The following is a 15,755-nucleotide window of genomic DNA, read 5'->3' as shown; positions in this document are numbered from 1 at the left end:
CATCTCCTATGCCGGGAGGCGCATCGCTCGGTGGGAATGGCCGCGCAGTTTACAGCAAGGCGCGGAGGAAGGGGATTATGGCCGCGTTGAACGCGCCGGGCTGCTCCTGCTGCACGAAATGCCCGGCGTCTTCGATAGGGACGATGTCTCTCAGGCCCGGAACCCGCCGCCGGAGCCGTTCCTCCCATTCAGGGAAGAAGCCGAAGGAAGGGTCCCGCGCGCCATAGACGAACAGCGTGGGCACAGTGACATCGGCATCCGCCCAGGCGTGCCCGATTTCCCAGTTAGCATCGGCAGTGCGATAGGAATTGAGGCCGCCGATGAAGCGGCGCGCCGGGTCGGGATGGTCGTAACCCTTCACGAACGCCGCGAACTCCTGCTCTGAAAGCCACGGCCATGGCAGCGGCGGCGCATCCGGCAGGGCGTCCAGATATCCATTCCCTTGCGAGGATACGGCCTTCCACGCCCAAAGATCGCCTTGCGCGCTCAAGGCATGAAACAGGCGCTGGAGGAATTCGGCGCTTCGTCCGGCGAGTTCCTCTTCGGCCGGACCGATCGTCTGGAAATAATGCAGGTGCAGGAAATGGTCGCGCGCCATCGCGGCGAAGCGATCGGTGGGCCGGTAGTCGGGAGACGCGGCTTCCAACGGAACGGGCGCTCCCGGCGGAAGGCGCTGCGCGCTGCCAAGCATGGCCCGTCCGGCCATGTCATAATCATAGGGAATGGTAGCGATCAGGCCGCGAACCCGCTCAGGACTGCGCACGGCCATGTTCCAGGCATATTGCGCGCCGAAGTCCTGCCCGATGATGAAGGCCCGGTCCGCGCCATAGGCGTCGAACAGGGCCAGGAGATAGGCGTTCATGCGGTCGGCGGTGTAGCAGTGCTGCGCGGCTGGCCGGTCGCTGCCGCCATAGCCCAGGCTGTCAATCGCCACCGCGCGGAACCCTGCGGCGGCAAGAGGCGCCATCTGATGCCGCCAGGAATAGCCGAGACCGGGGAACCCGTGGATCATCAGGACGAGGGGGCCCTCCCCCTGCTCCATCGCGTGCAGCGTTACGCCGCCAGCATCGATCTTGCGCTCTTGCCAGCCCGGCTCGTCCATCATCCTCTCCCAGCATGTTGCGCGGCGCTTGTAGCAGCAGCGCAGCGGCTCCGCATGAGGATTTCGGAAGGGCGGACGGACGCCTTCACACCATCGGCTGCGATACGCGCAGCCTCAACCGGCCCACCTTGCGGCGTATTTCCCTGGGATCGTGAAGCGCCACCTCGCCATTGCGCCAGCTAAGTTCGCCAGCCTGCCGAGCCTGTTGCAGGGTGCGGTTGACATGCACGGGGGTGAGGCCCAGCGCATCGGCCAGCATTTCCTGCGTGAGCGGCGTCGAAAACTGCCCGTCTTGCGCCATGCCTGCCAGTTCCAGCCGGTCCGACAGTTCCAGCAGCAGATCCTGAATCCGCTCATGCGCGCTCAACCGGCCCAGCCGCATGATCTGCCCCAGCAGATAGGCTTCATCGAGCGCGTGGCTTACGGCATAGGCGGCCCTTAATGCTGGGAAGGCGGAAGGGTCCGGAGCGGCGCAGAACTTGCCGTCGGTAAGCGCGGTGACGGCCGATGATGCGATCGGCCGGTCAGCGGTGGCGACGGCGATGAAGTCCCCCGGCAGCAGGAAATGGATGATCTGGCGGCGGCCGTCTTCCAGGCAGCGGGTCCGCGCTGCCCATCCCTGCACGAGCAGGAGAGAGTGTTGAATTTCCGTCCCTTCGCGCACCAGTTCCTGCCGGGCGCTGAAGGATGCCGCGCCATCCACCGCCTCCTGCAAGGCCGTGACCGCAGGCCCATCCAATGGAGCAAGGGAGCCAAGCCTGCGGATGACTGGCTCCACGGTGACATTGTTTTTGCCCAGCGGTTTCATTGCGGCCGCTCCGGGCCGGGCGAGGCTCGTCTCAAATAGGGCGGAAGACAGGGATTGCGTTTATGCAGGATGCGGCTTGCGGCGGCTTTATCGAACCTTGCATATGCGCCAGTCATGTCCGGCCTCATTCCGGGCGGGAGCGTGCCGCCCGGCCATGAAGCACAGCAGGGAAGAACACGCGTCCCGCCCCACAATGTTCAATGCGACCATAGTTCAGGCGTCTGGATGCGCCGCCATCCGAAACGGCCAAGCGCGCCTGATCGATCCATCGGGCACGCAAAAAATATCGGGTTATCGCGGGATTGCCGGACGCGATCTCCGCCGCAGGCCTTTAGCTGCCAGCCTGCGTATTGACGGGCGGCGCAAGCGGATTGGGATCGCTATCTTCGCCCTTCTCCAGCTTTCTGCTTGCTTCGCCTGGAGCCATTTCCTCACCATTTTGCGGTGATCCCTGTTCCGGCGCAGGGCTGTCATCATGTTCATCCTTGGGCTGATCGGGGGACCGGCGCTTTTCCTGTTCCTGGGTCATGAATGGCTCCGTCGCGGCAGATGATGGCGGTTCAACGCCTTGCCCAGCGGCAGGGTTTCGCTCGCCCCGCCTGTCCTGCGTCCGATCGCGCGACTTGCGCGTTCACCCGGACATGGCTCCGTCCCTGAAAGTGTTCCGCACGCCGATTGGCTTTCACGACGCCTATGTCGCCGCGCCGAGCCAGAAGGCCGCGCTTGAGGCATGGGGCGCGGACGCCAATCTCTTCGCGCGCGGCGTGGCGGAGCGGGTGACTGACGCCGAGTTGATCAAGGAGCCGCTCGCCCGGCCGGGTGTCGTCATAAAGCGGCGCAGGGCGAGCATGGCCGAACATTTCGCGTCGCTGGCCAAAGAGAAAGCACCCAGCCGGTCAGAGGAAAAGCCAAGGCCTGTCCGCCCGCGCAGGAAACCGCCTGCGCCCAAGCCACGGCCCAGCCGCGACGCTCTGGACAGGGCCGAACAGGCGTTGGCTGACGAGCAGGCGCGGGCAAGGGAAGAACTGGCCGTGCTGGAAAAGGAACAGGTGCGTATCCAGGCCGAAATCAGCAAGTTGCGGGCGAAGCAGGGGAAGCAGGCCGAGCGGCTGGAACGCCGTGTCGAGCAGGAGCGCCGCCGCCACGACGCCGCACTTGACCGCTGGCGCGGATCGTGACCGGCTACGCCGCTTCATCCAGATTTTTTCGGCGATGGTGCAGCAGCTTGGCACCAGATGGCGGCTGCATCGTTACCCGATCAGGAGGGTCGTCAATGGACACCCATGAAGATATCGTTGCCATCGGACTTTTGACGCAGGACGACATCCGCCGTCTGGGGAATAATTTTTCGCGCCTTTTTCCAGTGCCCCGCGATGGGGCCTTCGATGACCTCATCAAGGCGATCGATGACGCGGATCGCGAGCGGCAGCAGCGGGTTCCCGGCTGAGCGGTCTTGTCCAATTAACAGGCGGGTCCGGCTGTATGGCGCGGGGATATGGCGGGGCAGCCGGACCCGATCGCTTGACCTGGGGGGAGCCAGCGATAGCCGCCAGCGCCCCGAACGCCAGCGACTGACCTGATCCTATCGCGCCGCGGCTCGCCACGCATCTGCGCTTAATGCTGGCGGGCCTGCCATTAGGAGGAAGGTCTTAGCCCTTTAGGGTCATTGACGTCGATCTGGCTCATCTCCATGAAATTCCGGGGTAAAAGATCTGCGCGGTATTCGGGCGCTCGCAGTCTTGAGTTATCCCGCGCGCTCGCGTTATGGGCGGATGATGACCTTGCTTGCCCGCTTCACCCCGGTCCTTGCCTTGCTGATCGCCGGATGCGCCTCCTACCAGCCGGTCGCCGACAGCCCGGTGCGGATCGGGCCGCCCTATCGCGTCAAGGGAACGACATATGCCCCCGCCGACCAGCCCGGCTATGACGAGGTGGGCTATGCCAGCTGGTATGGATCGGAATCCGGTAACCGCACAGCGCGCGGAGAGAAGTTCCGGCCGAAGTGGATCACCGCCGCCCATACCACCCTGCCCCTGCCCAGCTATGTGGAGGTCACCAACCTGCTGACGGGACGAACCGCGCTGGTGCGGGTGAATGACCGTGGCCCCTTCGCCAGAGGACGTATCATCGATCTGTCGCGGGGCGCGGCCGATCTGCTGGGCATCAGGTCGCAGGGACATGCGCCTGTCCGCGTCCGCTACGTGGACCCGCCGGAAAAGGACCGCAAGAAGCTGCGCAAGGGAAAACCGGCGCGGCAACGCCCGGCTCTGACCGGCGAGGCGCTGGAAATGCAGCGCGCCCGCATCCGCTGACAGGCCAGTAAACGCCAGCAACTTCGGGGCGGCCAGGTGCAAATAAGCGGTCGCTTGTCACAGCGAACGCTGTATACGATCCTATATGTTGCCAAAGGGGTCATCCGTGCGCCGGTACATTCATCTGCTCTTGCTCATGATAGCAGCCTTTGCCGCTGTTCCGGCGTCGGCGCGATCGAAGGGCCCCTTGGTGCTCGCCGCCGCCAGCCTTCAGGAATCGCTGAGCGCCGCCGCCGATGCCTGGGCAGCGATGGGGCATGATCGTCCCATCCTGTCCTTTGCCGCTTCCTCCGCCCTTGCCCGCCAGATCGAGGCTGGCGCGCCTGCCGACCTGTTCCTGTCGGCTGACGAGGATTGGATGAATGCCGTCGCGGCCAAGGGGCTGTTGCGGCCGGGAACGCGATCCGATTTCCTTGCCAACCGGCTGGTGCTGATCGCGCCTGCGGGCAGCAAGGGCGGCATGGTGATCCGGCGGGGGTTTCCGCTGGCGCGGGCGCTGGGCAAGGGGCGGCTCGCCATGGCCGATCCCGGCAGCGTTCCCGCCGGAAAATATGGCAAGGCGGCGCTGATGGCGATGGGCGTCTGGCCATCCGTTTCCAACCGGATCGCCGCCGCCGAAAATGTGCGCGGCGCGCTGGCAATGGTGGAGCGGCGGCAGGCGCCTTATGGCATCGTCTACATGACGGACGCGCGCGCCGCTTCCGCGGTTCGCGTGGCAGGTGTCTTTCCTGCTTCGAGCCATCCGCCGATCGTCTATCCATTGGCGATCCTTGCCCGATCAACCCATGCCGATGCGAACGGCTTCCGCCGCTTCCTGCTGTCCGCGCGGGGCAAGGCGATTTTCCGCCGCTACGGCTTTGGCGTGAAGTGACTTCGCCATGCTGCTGAGCGATGCCGATTGGGAGATTGTGCGGCTGTCGCTCAAGGTCAGTCTGGCCGGAGTGATCGTGATCCTACCCTTCGCCTTCATGCTGGCGTGGTTGCTGGCGCGCGGACGCTTTCCGGGCAAGCTGCTGCTCGACGCGGCGATCCACCTGCCTCTGGTATTGCCCCCTGTGGTCATCGGCTGGCTGCTGCTGCTGGCGCTGGGGCCTGCGGGGCCAGTCGGCGCTCTCCTCGACCGCTGGTTCGGAGTCAGCGTCATGTTCCGCTGGACTGGCGCGGCGATTGCGGCCGCCATCATGGCGCTGCCGCTGATGGTGCGCGCGATGCGGCTGTCGATCGAAGCGGTGGATCGGCGTGTCGAGGATGCGGCGCGCACCTTGGGCGCGGGGCCGGGCTGGTGCTTCCTGACCATCCTGCTGCCTTTGTCGCTGCCCGGCATTGTCACCGGATTCATCCTGGGCTTTGCGCGGTCCATCGGCGAGTTCGGCGCGACGATCACCTTTGTGTCGAACATTCCGGGCGAGACGCAGACACTTTCCCTCGCAATCTACAGCGCCTTGCAGGTGCCGGGCAGCGATGCGGCGGTTTGGCGGCTGGCGCTGGTTTCCGTGGCTCTGTCGCTGGGCGCGCTCGTCGCATCGGAAGCGCTGAGCCAGCGGCAACGCGCCGGGCGGAGCGGTCATGTCCTTTGAAGTTGAGGTGCGCAGGACGCTGGGCGACCGGATGATCGAGGCCTGCTTCGCCGCGCCCTCCGGCCTTACGGTGCTGCGCGGCGTGTCGGGCGCGGGCAAGACATCGGTGCTGAACATGGTCGCCGGGCTGCTGACGCCGGATCAGGGGCGCATCATCGTGAATGGGCAGACGCTGTTCGACGGAGCGGCGGGCACGAACCTGCCGCCACATCGCCGCCGCCTGGGCTATGTGTTCCAGGACGCGCGCCTGTTTCCGCATATGCGGGTGCGGGGCAATCTGCTCTACGGCTATCGCCTCGCGCCAGTCGATGATCGGTGGATGACCTTGGACGAGGTCGTCGCCTTTCTTGGTATCGCGCCGCTGCTCGATCGCTGGCCGCGCTCCCTTTCGGGCGGGGAGGCGCAGCGGGTCGCCCTGGGGCGTGCACTGCTATCGGGCGCGCGCGCCTTGCTGATGGACGAGCCGCTCGCCTCGATCGATCCCGCGCGCCGCAGCGGCATCATCGAAGCGATTTTGCGTATTCGCAACGAGCTGAGCCTGCCGATGCTCTATGTCACCCATGACCCGGCGGAGGCGGAGCAGTTGGCAACGCAACTGGTGACGATTGGCGGTTGAACGCCGCTGTCAGTTGCTTTGGAACATCCAGAATGAGAAGAAGCCCGCCGCGATTCAGCGCGCCGGGCTTTCTCTCTTGTCCTTGAACCGCAGGGAATCAGTGCAGACCCGATCCGCCGCCGCTGAGTTCCTTCGCGATGGAGCCGACCATATCCTTGGCGTCACCGAACAGCATTTGGGTGTTGCTGTTATAATAGATCGGATTGTCGATCCCGGCGAAGCCAGCGTTCATAGAGCGCTTGATGATGAAGACCGACTTGGCCTTGTCCGCTTCGATGATCGGCATGCCAGCGATGGCGCTCTGCGGATCGTCACGAGCAGACGGGTTCACCGTGTCGTTCGCGCCGATGATCACCGCCACGTCCGCCTGCGGCAGTTCGGGGTTGATGTCGTCCAGATCGACCAGCTGCTCATAGGGCACATTGGCTTCGGCCAGCAACACGTTCATGTGGCCGGGCATGCGGCCCGCCACGGGGTGGATCGCGAACTTCACGTCCACGCCCTTCTTGGTGAGCGCCTGATAGAGTTCGCTGACCTTGTGCTGCGCCTGGGCGACGGCCATGCCGTAGCCGGGCACGATCACGACGCTGCTGGCGTTTTCAAGCTGCATCGCGGCTTCTTCGGCGGAGGCGGAGCGGACGACACGGTCGTCCTTGCCGCCCGCAGCGCCAGCAACCACATTGCCGAAGCCGCCGAACATGACGTTGGCGAAGCTGCGGTTCATCGCCTTGCACATGATGACCGCCAGGATGAAGCCCGAAGCGCCGTCCAGCGCTCCCGCGACGATCAGCAGCTTGTTGCCCAGCGCAAAGCCCATGGCGGATGCGGCAAGACCGGCATAGCTGTTGAGCAGCGCGATGACCGTCGGCATGTCCGCGCCGCCGATCGGAATGACTAGCAGGATGCCGAACAGCAGCGCCAGCGCCACGAAAGCGGGGAACAGCCAGGTCTGTGTCGGGTCGAGCGCCAGCATGGTGCCGATCACCACTGCGCCCAGCGCCACCGCGCCGTTGACGATGCGCTGACCGGGGAAGGACACCGGACGGCTGCCCATCAATTCCTGTAACTTGGCGAAGGCGATGACCGATGCGGTGCAGGTGAGGAAACCCAGCAGCATTTCGAACATCAGCGCCCACATGATGAAGCCGCCGGCATATTCGGCATGGGCATGCTTGTAATATTCGGCGGCGCCGATCAGGCCGACGGCCAGCGCGCCGAAGGCGTGCGAGATGGCGGTCCGCTGCGGGATGGCCGTCATCGGCATCAGCAGCGCCATGGGAATGCCTACGGCCGCGCCTGCGATCATCGCGATGATGATCAGGTCGTAGCTGACGACCTCATGCTGGACCAGCGCGCCGATAATGGCGATGACCATGCCGATCTCGCCCGCGCGCACGCCGCGCCGGGCAGTCGAAGGATGGCTCATCCACATCAGGGAGAGGATGAACAAAGCCGATGCGGCAATCGCCGCGAAGGGTACGAAAGCGTCCATCTGTTACTTCCCCCGCGGCTTGAACATCTTGAGCATGCGGTCCGTGATCATGAAACCGCTGACCAGATTCACCGTCGCGCAAAAAACGGCGATGAAGCCGAGGGTGCGGGCAAGCGGCGTTGCGCCTTCCTCACCCGTGATCGTAATCGCGCCGACAATCACCACAGCCGCGATCGCATTGGTCAGCGACATCAGCGGCGAATGGAGCAGCGGCGATACCTTCTTGATCAGCTGAAAGCCGAGAAAAGCCGCCAGAATGAAGACGAAAAGATAATCTGCATTAAGAGCGTTCACTGTTACATCCCCTGTTCAGGAGTCAGCATTCCGGCCCTTCCCGTGCCGAAATCTTCCAAGGTCGCGCACGCCGCACACGGTGCGGCCGTATCATTCAGAATCGCTGATTCCCCTCAATCCCCTCCAGAATTGACCCTGCCCCTTATGGCCACCAGCCATTGCAGGCAAAGCAGAAAATGCATCGGGAAGGCATAGAGTGCAATTTTTCTATAGCGGAACGGCCATTGAATGTTCGTTTCCAATAGTTTGCGCGGTTCATGTCTTGAGCGTCAGGGGAAGTCCCGCAGCCACAAAGACGGCTTCGTCGCACACCGCCGCAATCTGCTGATTCAGCCATCCCGCTTCGTCCCGAAATCGGCGGGCGAGCGCATTGTCCGGGACAATCGACAGGCCGACCTCGTTCGCGACCAGCACGAGCGGCACGGTACAGGAGCGCACGGCCTTCGCCAGTTCAGCGCTCCACGCCGCTATATCCTCATTGGCCAGCAGCATATTGGAAAGCCAGAGGGTGAGGCAATCCACCAGGATCGCGCCCGCCGTGCCAGCCGATGCCCGGATGGCATCAGGCAATTCCAGCGGCGCTTCGATTGTCAGCCACCGCTCGCCCCTGTCAGCCCGATGACGGGCGATGCGGTCGGCCATCTCATGGTCATAGGCCTGCGCCGTGGCGATATAGGCGAGTTGCCCGGAAATGGCTTCGCACCGCCCCTGCGCATAGCGGCTCTTGCCCGATCGCGCGCCGCCCAGCACCAGCAGATGACGGGCATGGTTCACGGGCTCAACTCCCATAATGCCGCCAGCACCCAAAGCAAGGCGCAGGCGCGCAGGAAAATGCGCATCGCGCGGCGCACATCTGCCGCACGGATGTGGCGTCCGCCTTCGCCAATCCATGGCTTGTCGTTCAGCACGCCATCATAGCGGAGCGGACCGCCCAGGCGCACGTCCAGCGCGCCCGCCATCGCGGCTTCCGGCCAGCCCGCATTGGGGGAGGCATGCCGCCCATGGTCGCGCCACATCACCCGCCATCCCCCCTGAGCCGCGAGGCAGATAAGCAGCGCCGCCAGCCGCGCAGGCACAAGGTTCATGACGTCGTCCAGCCGGGCGGCCGCCCATCCGAATGGACCATAGGGCTCCTCCCGATGACCGATCAGGCTGTCGGCCGTATTCACCGCCTTATAAGCCCAGATGCCCGGCAAGCCGCCCAGCAGCAGCCAGAAAAGGGGCGCGGTTACGCCGTCGCAGAAGCTTTCGGCGAGGCTCTCCACCGCCGCGCGCGCTACCCCCGCTTCGTCGAGGCTGGCCGTGTCGCGGCCGACGATCCAGCCGACAGCGCGGCGCGCCTCGCTCAATCTGCCAGCGTCCAGTTCCCGTGCGACCGCCAGCACATGCTGATAGAGGCTGCGCTGCGCCAGCGCGGGCCATGCAGCGAACGCCATGCCCGTCCAGGCCCACTGCCCCAGGCTCCACCGGATCAGTTTCTCGGCGGCATAGCTGCATCCCACGGCGGCTGCCAGCAACAGCAGCACGGTCGCGATGCCGCCTGCCCGCCGCACATAATTGCTGAAATGACGGCTGTTCCAACGCCGCTCGCAAAAGGCGATGATCCGCGCGAAGCCGCCCACGGGATGGCCGATGCGCGCATGCACGCGGGCGGGCCAGCCCAGTGCCGCATCAAGACCCAGCGCTCCCAAGGCGACCGGCTCAACCATCGGCAAGCGCCCTGTCCAGCCTTTCCATCGCGGCGTCATCTGCTGGCAGGCCGAAGCGGAGCCAGTCTGGCCGATATTCGAACGGCCGGGTAAGGATCGAGCGGCGGGCGAGGCGATCGAAGACCTGCGGCGCATCGTCATGCTCGATCAGGCGGAAAAGCGGACAATGCCCTTTCGCTTCCAGACCGTGGCGGGCGAGCAGCCTGTCCATCTGCCTCGCGCGTTCGCCCAATGCGTCTATGGCGGCATCGATCCACGTCCGATCGCGATAGGCAGCACTGCCAAAGGCGATCGCCGCTGCTGAAACCGGCCAGTCGCCCAGCATCCTGCGGCAAGCGGCGATGATGTGCGCAGGGCCAAGGATGAAGCCGAGCCTGACGCCCGCCAGCCCGAAAAACTTGCCGAAGGATCGCAGCACGATCAGCTTGCGTCCGTCCCCAATCTGGGATGCGACGCTGATATGCGGCATGCAATCGGCGAAGGCTTCGTCGACGATCAGCCATTGCGCACGATCCTCCCACACCCGCAACTGCTCGCGCATATGGATGCGCCCATCGGGATTGTTGGGATTGGCGAGCAGCATGATCGCGCCAGCGGGCGCCTGACCGGGATCAGTCACCGGCGCCGCCTGCGCGAAGGCTGCGCCATGGGTGCGATAACCGGGCGTCAGGTAACAGGCGGGCCCGTCCAGCAACTGCCCCATCATCCGCAACCCGGTCTCGCTGCCCGGCACGGCGCAGACATGCGCGGAAGCAAGGCCGAAATGCGCAGCGGCGGCATCCTCCAGTTCCGCCAGGGCGGACGGATCGGGCAAGGATCGCCAGTCCACCTTGATCGTGGACGCGCCGGGCCATGGGACGGGGTTGATGCCGGTGGACAGGTCCATCCACGCTTCCGCGCCGCCGCCATAGTGCGCCCGCGCCGCGTCCAGCCTGCCGCCATGCCAATGAAAAGCGTCGCTCATCGCGCGACGATCAGCGCCGCCAGCAGGGCGCTCTCCATAATCTCTATCCCCGCGCCATGCCCGTCGCCGGAAATGCCGCCGACCCGCGCGCGCAGCCACCATGTCCATAAGGGGATCAGCGCCGCAGCCATCAGCAGGCCGGGCATCCACCAGCCGAGCGCCAAGGCCAGCGCGCTCCATCCCAGCAGGTGCATTGGTGTGACACGGCCGCGAAACCGGCTCGCCAGTCCTTCATGCAGCGGCGGGAGCCAGCGCGCCCAGAAGAGTGGTCCCATTCGCGCAATCATGGCGACGCCGATCAGCCACCAGGCCGGGAAAGAACCAACGCTCATCCGCAAAAGCACCAGCTTCGTCAGCAATTGCAACACCACCGCCACGACGCCGAAGCTGCCGACATGCGGATCGGCAAGCACCAGGGAAAGCCGCGTCTTGTCGCCATGCGCCGCGCCCGCCGCATCGGCGATGTCGGCAAGGCCATCCAGATGCAGCGCCCCGGTCACGCCTGCCCACAGCAGCAGCGCCAGCAGCGCCCCTGCCCACGGATCGACCCTGCCGCCCAGCGAAAGGCCGCCAGCGATGCAGGCGCCCACCACGATCCCCGCTGCGGGGAACCAGCGGATGGCGGCGGCGAAATCCTGCTCATCCGCCTTGACCTGCGGCAACGGCAGGCGGGTCATCAGCTGCATCGCCAGCACCAGCCGCCTCATGCCGCAAGGCCCGTGATCTGCGCCCCCGATCCGTCCGGCCAAAGCCGGAGGCTCAACAGTGCGCCATGGGGAAGGTCGAAGGTCCAGACCTGGCGATGATCCAGCCCGCACAGCACCGAAAGCGCAGCCCGCATCGCGCCCGCATGGGTAAGGACCAGTGCCGGGGCGTCGATCTCGCCCAAGGCCGCGCTGACCCGCGCACACAGGCTTGACCAGCACTCCCCGCCCGGCGGCGGGCTGCCATCCGGGTCGGCCCAGAAATCGGTGAGCGCCCCGGTGGGAAGATCGGCCGCATCGGCGCAATCCCACGCGCCGAAGTCCAGTTCCCGCCAGCGCGGATCGACGTGGAGAGCCGCCTGCTTTTCGGCGGCGATGAATTCAGCGGGAATGCGCGCCCGCGACAGATCGGACGTCAGGATGCGGCCGCAGTCGATAGGGCGCGCACGATCGACGCAGAGCGCGACGCCATCCGGGTGCGGCGGCGCATCATGATGTCCCAGCAGCCGGCCCGTCATCCCGGTTATCCCGTGCCGCATCAGGTGGAGCGTGATGCCCGTCATAGGCCGCCAGCAACGGCCGCTTCGGCGAAGGTCGCCATGCCCGCATGCGCGGCAAGGGCGGACCGGACGATCTGCGCCGCCACCGCAGCGCCGCTCGCTTCGCCCAGCCGCATGTCCAGCCGCAGCAGCGGATCGAAACCCAATGCTTCGAGCAGCCGGGCATGCCCTGCTTCGGCCGAACAATGAGCGGCAAGGCAATGGCCGGTGATTTCTGCATTGTCGCGCGCGAGGGGCACGACCGCCGCGCCGCAGATGAAGCCGTCCAGCAGCACCGGCACATGATCCATCCGCGCCGCCAGCACCGCGCCCGCGATGGCGGCGATTTCCCGACCGCCAAGGCGGCGCAGCGTTTCGAACGCGCCGCTGCATGCTTCCCCATGAAGCGCCAGCGCGCGGCGCACCGCCTCCTGCTTGCGCTCCAGCCCGCGCGCATCGAGTCCGGTGCCCCGGCCTGCCCATTGCTTGGCTTCCCCGCCCAGTACCTGCGCGCAAATGGCGGCGGCTGGCGTCGTGTTGCCGATGCCCATCTCGCCCAGCAGCAGCAGGTCGATGTCTGGCCGCACCGCCGCCGCACCGGCATTTATCGCCGCCAGGCATTCCGCTTCGGCCATCGCCGGGCCGTCGCAAATATCAGCAGTCGGCCGGTCCAGATCGATCGGCACGATCATCAGTTCCGTCCCGCACGCGGCGGCGAGCGCATTGATCGCCGCGCCGCCATTGTGGAAATTCGCGACCATCTGGGATGTCACTTCCGGCGGAAAGGCGCTCACCCCGCGCGCCGCAACGCCGTGGTTGCCAGCGAACAGAGCGGCACGGATGCGCTCTGCGCGTGGCCGTTCGCGCCCCTGCCATCCCGCCATAAACAGCGCGATCTCCTCCAGCCGTCCCAATGAGCCCGCAGGCTTCGTCAGCGACGCCTGACGGCTCGCGGCCGCCTCCCTCGCCAGCATGTCGGGACCGGGCAAGGCCGCCAGCGCCCGGTCGAATGCCGCGCGATCGCGAAAACGGGTCATGTGCAGACAAAGCCCTCAGGCGGGGTCCGCACGATGAAGTGGCCCTTCACCCCTTGCGGCCAGTCGGCATAGCGCACCACGCCTTCGTCGCTGGCGGCATGGCGGATGGCATAGTCGAGTATCGCCCGCGCGGCTTCTTCATCCGGCGTGAAGTCCCCCAGCACATAGCCCACCTTGCCAGGCGCGCGCAGATGCACCGTGCAGTGGCGCTGGCAGGCGAAGAGGCAGGGCATTTCCTGGACTTCCACGGCGGCATAACTGCTGTCGCTTGCCTGTATGGAACGCAGCGCCTGCGCCAGCAAAGCGCCGCCGCGCCGCCCTGCCCCATCTTCCCTTTGGCCGGCGGACAGGCGGCAGGTCGAACAGACCACCACCGCCGCCCCGGCCTCAACCCGGCGCAGCATCAGCCGCGCCCCCGCATCACATCATGGATCGTCATTCCCGGCTCCCCGCTTCGACCGCAAACAGCCTTGCGGACGGACGAAGCAGGGGCGCACAGCGATACGCGTCCTGCACGGCCGCACCGGCAAGGCGATGGCTGTCGCTCAGCGAGGGATATCCCCGTTCGCCCGGCGCACCCTGTCCGGTCGAAGAACGACTGCGGCAGGCAGGTCTCCTGGCTCGCGGGTCGGTGCGTCCGGCCGCCTTCTCGGAAAGCCCCTGAGGGGTTCCAATGGCATGATGGCCGTTCGCTCTCCGCTTACAGTTGCAGGGGCAGCGCGGGCTTTGACCCGACTTCCCTTTTCATCCCCCTTGATGGGGAACCTGTCGCGGCGCTGCTGATAATGCGGACGGGCTGACGCCGCAAGCGGCTAGATGCGGGGTACGGGCCTTGCCCGGCCATGCCCCGCTGGATCAGAAGTCCAGTTCGGCGCGCCAGCCCACGACATTTGCGCTGTAATCGCGGTCGGTGCCCGCCGGAATGGCCGCATCGGTGTAGCGCAGATGGGCGTAGTTGAGGTTGAAGCGCAGATATTCGATCGGCGTCCATACCAGGCCCAAAATCCAGGCATTTTGGGTGCCGCCCACGATATCCTTGTCATTCAAGTCCAGATAGTCATAGCGCGCGGTGAGTTGCAGCGCGCCCATCCCACCGTCGCCAAAGGCTTGCCTGGGCTTGGTGCTGCCGAAAATGCCGTTCTTGTAGGCGCGTGTCTCGCCGGTCAGGAAATAGCCGACCTCGGCATAGCCGCCGAAGAATGTCGGGTCCGAAAGGCCGGGCCGCTTCGTCCGCAGCCAGTGCGTTTCACCGGCCCAATAGAGCGGCCCGCGTGTCCCCGCGAGTTCCAGCCCATAATGGCTTTCGCCCGTAGCATCGATTGCTGGCGTCGCGAGGAAACGCGTGTTGACCGTGTGCAGATAGGGGCGCTGGCGGTAGCGCAGCGGCTCATCCGACAGACGGTTGAGGTCCCGCCAATGGCCGGACGCGCCGAAATGCAGCTGAATCTTGCCGATGCGCGGCGCAAGCACGATCCGTCCGTCGACGCTGTAGCTGTCATTCTCGTCGCCATCCTCGTCATTGGTCAGCGAATCGGCGCTGTCCGAAAACAGGCCTAGCTGGGCCAGCAGAATGCCCGACTTATATTGCGCAGACAGGCCGATGCGGCGTTCGAAGTTGAAGGCGTCGGTGAAGGCGGCGCGCTCCATCACTGATCCCGTGGTGTCGCCGATCAGTTCGTCCAGCGACTGAAACTGGTTATGATTGCCCAGCGTGATCAGCCACTTGCCCTTTTCATAGGTGATGAACGTGTCGACCAGATCGACGCTGTTGTCCGACAGTTCGACCTCAAGCTTGTATCCAAAGCCCGCGCCCAATTGCCCTTCGGCCCCCAGCCGCAGGCGGCGAAGCTCGTTCGAATAGCCTTTGGCGCGATCCGATACGCTTTCCGGCGCCATCAGCAGACCGGCGTCATATTGGATCCGGCCCTTCACCTTGAACTTGGCGTCGTCGCTGGCGAAAACGGGGCTGCCCTTCCAACTGATGTCCGTTTCCGGCTTGGCCTTGTCCTCAGGCTTGGACGCAGCCGCCAGCGCCTTGGGCGTGGCGGCCGGGGCGGAACCCGAAGCTGCGGCGGGCGCTGCGGAATCGAGCCGGGCCTCCAGCATCTCCACCTGAGCCTTTAACGTGGCGATCTGCGCGCGCAGCTGTTCGGCTTCGGCCTGGCTGATCGTCTGGGCGTTCGCCCATGACGGGGCGCTGATCTGGAGCATCGCGATCGCGATCGCCCAACGGCTGGCTTTCATTGCTTGATCCCTTCTCATGGGTGGCGCCGCTATGTCAGTTCAGTGACTATCGCGTGACGATAATATTACCATTTTATTTCATTCGGCGTTTCCATCCGCCCGCTTCCTTTTTGCCGCAGGCCGCTCTATGCACATCGGCGAAGGCCCGCCCCAAGGGCGGTCTTCATTGATCGCGCCGGTGCCCCGAAGGGGGCTTGAATGGGAATGCGGTGCGGATGTCCTTTCCTTTTAGGGCGTCCAAATCCGCGGCTGTCCCTGCAACTGTGAGCGGCGAGCGAGACACATATCGACCTTCCATGACATGGGAGGGTCAGCCACTGGGCCGGACGCTAAATCCTGCGAGGCCTGGGAAGGCCA

General features: G+C 65.4%; 19 protein-coding genes and 2 riboswitches. Of the genes, 6 read left to right on the top strand and 13 right to left on the bottom strand.

From position 1 onward, the window contains the following. Positions 1 to 49: 49 nt before the first annotated feature. The 3 genes from L288_RS32080 to L288_RS32070 all read right to left on the bottom strand — a co-directional run bounded on the left by L288_RS32080 (position 50) and on the right by L288_RS32070 (position 2,439). Complete coding sequence (locus L288_RS32080) at positions 50 to 1,105, bottom strand: alpha/beta fold hydrolase (protein ID WP_041208196.1); 1,056 nt, start codon at positions 1,103 to 1,105, stop codon at positions 50 to 52. An 82-nt stretch (positions 1,106 to 1,187) separates the two neighbouring features. Next, positions 1,188 to 1,910, bottom strand: coding sequence for a Crp/Fnr family transcriptional regulator (locus tag L288_RS32075; protein ID WP_021238320.1), 723 nt, complete (start codon positions 1,908 to 1,910; stop codon positions 1,188 to 1,190). 331 nt (positions 1,911 to 2,241) lie between these two features. Then, positions 2,242 to 2,439: a hypothetical protein gene (locus tag L288_RS32070; RefSeq protein WP_021238319.1), complete on the bottom strand. Its 198-nt coding sequence runs from the start codon at positions 2,437 to 2,439 to the stop codon at positions 2,242 to 2,244. Positions 2,440 to 2,551: 112 nt separating this feature from the next. Here L288_RS32070 and L288_RS32065 point away from each other — a divergent pair, with 112 nt between their 5' ends. The 6 genes from L288_RS32065 to L288_RS32045 all read left to right on the top strand — a co-directional run bounded on the left by L288_RS32065 (position 2,552) and on the right by L288_RS32045 (position 6,415). Then, entirely contained in the window at positions 2,552 to 3,088 is a 537-nt protein-coding gene (locus L288_RS32065) for a hypothetical protein (RefSeq protein WP_021238318.1), read from the top strand. Between the two features lie 95 nt (positions 3,089 to 3,183). Continuing rightward, complete coding sequence (locus L288_RS43645; RefSeq protein ID WP_021238317.1) at positions 3,184 to 3,357, top strand: hypothetical protein; 174 nt, start codon at positions 3,184 to 3,186, stop codon at positions 3,355 to 3,357. Positions 3,358 to 3,682: 325 nt separating this feature from the next. Then, complete coding sequence (locus L288_RS32060) at positions 3,683 to 4,222, top strand: septal ring lytic transglycosylase RlpA family protein (protein ID WP_408020567.1); 540 nt, start codon at positions 3,683 to 3,685, stop codon at positions 4,220 to 4,222. Between the two features lie 136 nt (positions 4,223 to 4,358). After that, positions 4,359 to 5,093 carry a molybdate ABC transporter substrate-binding protein gene (modA, locus tag L288_RS32055; protein ID WP_156029318.1) on the top strand — a complete coding sequence of 245 codons (735 nt, stop codon included), beginning with the start codon at positions 4,359 to 4,361 and terminating at the stop codon, positions 5,091 to 5,093. A gap of 7 nt (positions 5,094 to 5,100) precedes the next feature. Beyond that, positions 5,101 to 5,799 carry a molybdate ABC transporter permease subunit gene (gene modB / locus L288_RS32050; RefSeq protein ID WP_021238314.1) on the top strand — a complete coding sequence of 233 codons (699 nt, stop codon included), beginning with the start codon at positions 5,101 to 5,103 and terminating at the stop codon, positions 5,797 to 5,799. Beyond that, on the top strand, positions 5,789 to 6,415 hold the full coding sequence (locus tag L288_RS32045; RefSeq protein ID WP_021238313.1) for an ATP-binding cassette domain-containing protein: 627 nt from the start codon (positions 5,789 to 5,791) through the stop codon (positions 6,413 to 6,415). Before modB ends, L288_RS32045 begins: the two co-directional genes overlap by 11 nt. 97 nt (positions 6,416 to 6,512) lie before the next feature. Here L288_RS32045 and L288_RS32040 read toward each other — a convergent pair whose 3' ends face one another. The 10 genes from L288_RS32040 to L288_RS31995 form a co-directional block, all read right to left on the bottom strand. Further along, the gene (locus L288_RS32040; protein ID WP_021238312.1) at positions 6,513 to 7,907 is read right to left on the bottom strand and encodes an NAD(P)(+) transhydrogenase (Re/Si-specific) subunit beta; all 1,395 of its coding nucleotides are present in this window, start codon (positions 7,905 to 7,907) and stop codon (positions 6,513 to 6,515) included. 3 nt (positions 7,908 to 7,910) lie between these two features. Continuing rightward, on the bottom strand, positions 7,911 to 8,201 hold the full coding sequence (locus L288_RS32035) for an NAD(P) transhydrogenase subunit alpha (RefSeq protein WP_021238311.1): 291 nt from the start codon (positions 8,199 to 8,201) through the stop codon (positions 7,911 to 7,913). A gap of 255 nt (positions 8,202 to 8,456) precedes the next feature. Further along, a complete protein-coding gene (gene cobU / locus L288_RS32030) occupies positions 8,457 to 8,957 on the bottom strand; it encodes a bifunctional adenosylcobinamide kinase/adenosylcobinamide-phosphate guanylyltransferase (protein WP_041208198.1) in 501 nt (166 codons plus the stop codon). A 14-nt stretch (positions 8,958 to 8,971) separates the two neighbouring features. Then, a complete protein-coding gene (cbiB, locus tag L288_RS32025) occupies positions 8,972 to 9,910 on the bottom strand; it encodes an adenosylcobinamide-phosphate synthase CbiB (protein ID WP_021238309.1) in 939 nt (312 codons plus the stop codon). Further along, entirely contained in the window at positions 9,903 to 10,874 is a 972-nt protein-coding gene (locus tag L288_RS32020; protein WP_021238308.1) for a threonine-phosphate decarboxylase, read from the bottom strand. The genes cbiB and L288_RS32020 overlap by 8 nt, the downstream gene beginning before the upstream one ends. After that, entirely contained in the window at positions 10,871 to 11,581 is a 711-nt protein-coding gene (locus tag L288_RS32015; RefSeq protein ID WP_021238307.1) for an adenosylcobinamide-GDP ribazoletransferase, read from the bottom strand. Before L288_RS32015 ends, L288_RS32020 begins: the two co-directional genes overlap by 4 nt. After that, on the bottom strand, positions 11,578 to 12,117 hold the full coding sequence (locus L288_RS32010; RefSeq protein WP_408020565.1) for a histidine phosphatase family protein: 540 nt from the start codon (positions 12,115 to 12,117) through the stop codon (positions 11,578 to 11,580). Before L288_RS32010 ends, L288_RS32015 begins: the two co-directional genes overlap by 4 nt. A gap of 20 nt (positions 12,118 to 12,137) precedes the next feature. Further along, on the bottom strand, positions 12,138 to 13,154 hold the full coding sequence (gene cobT, locus L288_RS32005) for a nicotinate-nucleotide--dimethylbenzimidazole phosphoribosyltransferase (protein ID WP_021238305.1): 1,017 nt from the start codon (positions 13,152 to 13,154) through the stop codon (positions 12,138 to 12,140). Continuing rightward, positions 13,151 to 13,558, bottom strand: coding sequence for a DUF1636 domain-containing protein (locus tag L288_RS32000; protein WP_021238304.1), 408 nt, complete (start codon positions 13,556 to 13,558; stop codon positions 13,151 to 13,153). Before L288_RS32000 ends, cobT begins: the two co-directional genes overlap by 4 nt. A 185-nt stretch (positions 13,559 to 13,743) precedes the next feature. Continuing rightward, positions 13,744 to 13,938: riboswitch (cobalamin riboswitch) on the bottom strand. Between the two features lie 71 nt (positions 13,939 to 14,009). Beyond that, a complete protein-coding gene (locus L288_RS31995) occupies positions 14,010 to 15,398 on the bottom strand; it encodes an OprO/OprP family phosphate-selective porin (protein WP_021238303.1) in 1,389 nt (462 codons plus the stop codon). A gap of 159 nt (positions 15,399 to 15,557) precedes the next feature. Then, positions 15,558 to 15,755, top strand: a riboswitch (cobalamin riboswitch). This riboswitch is flagged as partial in the annotation.

The sequence above is a fragment of the Sphingobium quisquiliarum P25 genome (assembly GCF_000445065.1).
In the GTDB taxonomy this organism is placed as follows: Bacteria; Pseudomonadota; Alphaproteobacteria; order Sphingomonadales; family Sphingomonadaceae; genus Sphingobium; species Sphingobium quisquiliarum.
The sequence above is the reverse complement of the archived record's forward strand: the minus strand, read 5'-3'. Positions and strand labels throughout refer to the sequence as shown.

Bases quoted from the DNA above. Each gene is read 5' to 3' on its own strand.
- L288_RS32080 (WP_041208196.1), bottom strand. From the start codon at position 1,105: ATGATGGACGAGCCGGGCTGGCAAGAGCGCAAGATCGATGCTGGCGGC.
- L288_RS32015 (WP_021238307.1), bottom strand. From the start codon at position 11,581: ATGAGGCGGCTGGTGCTGGCGATGCAGCTGATGACCCGCCTGCCGTTG.
- L288_RS32020 (WP_021238308.1), bottom strand. From the start codon at position 10,874: ATGAGCGACGCTTTTCATTGGCATGGCGGCAGGCTGGACGCGGCGCGG.
- modB (WP_021238314.1), top strand. From the start codon at position 5,101: ATGCTGCTGAGCGATGCCGATTGGGAGATTGTGCGGCTGTCGCTCAAG.
- cobT (WP_021238305.1), bottom strand. From the start codon at position 13,154: ATGACCCGTTTTCGCGATCGCGCGGCATTCGACCGGGCGCTGGCGGCC.
- L288_RS32010 (WP_408020565.1), bottom strand. From the start codon at position 12,117: ATGCGGCACGGGATAACCGGGATGACGGGCCGGCTGCTGGGACATCAT.
- L288_RS32000 (WP_021238304.1), bottom strand. From the start codon at position 13,558: ATGCTGCGCCGGGTTGAGGCCGGGGCGGCGGTGGTGGTCTGTTCGACC.
- L288_RS32065 (WP_021238318.1), top strand. From the start codon at position 2,552: ATGGCTCCGTCCCTGAAAGTGTTCCGCACGCCGATTGGCTTTCACGAC.
- L288_RS32070 (WP_021238319.1), bottom strand. From the start codon at position 2,439: ATGACCCAGGAACAGGAAAAGCGCCGGTCCCCCGATCAGCCCAAGGAT.
- cbiB (WP_021238309.1), bottom strand. From the start codon at position 9,910: ATGGTTGAGCCGGTCGCCTTGGGAGCGCTGGGTCTTGATGCGGCACTG.
- L288_RS31995 (WP_021238303.1), bottom strand. From the start codon at position 15,398: ATGAAAGCCAGCCGTTGGGCGATCGCGATCGCGATGCTCCAGATCAGC.
- modA (WP_156029318.1), top strand. From the start codon at position 4,359: ATGATAGCAGCCTTTGCCGCTGTTCCGGCGTCGGCGCGATCGAAGGGC.
- L288_RS32045 (WP_021238313.1), top strand. From the start codon at position 5,789: ATGTCCTTTGAAGTTGAGGTGCGCAGGACGCTGGGCGACCGGATGATC.
- L288_RS32075 (WP_021238320.1), bottom strand. From the start codon at position 1,910: ATGAAACCGCTGGGCAAAAACAATGTCACCGTGGAGCCAGTCATCCGC.
- L288_RS43645 (WP_021238317.1), top strand. From the start codon at position 3,184: ATGGACACCCATGAAGATATCGTTGCCATCGGACTTTTGACGCAGGAC.
- L288_RS32060 (WP_408020567.1), top strand. From the start codon at position 3,683: ATGATGACCTTGCTTGCCCGCTTCACCCCGGTCCTTGCCTTGCTGATC.
- L288_RS32040 (WP_021238312.1), bottom strand. From the start codon at position 7,907: ATGGACGCTTTCGTACCCTTCGCGGCGATTGCCGCATCGGCTTTGTTC.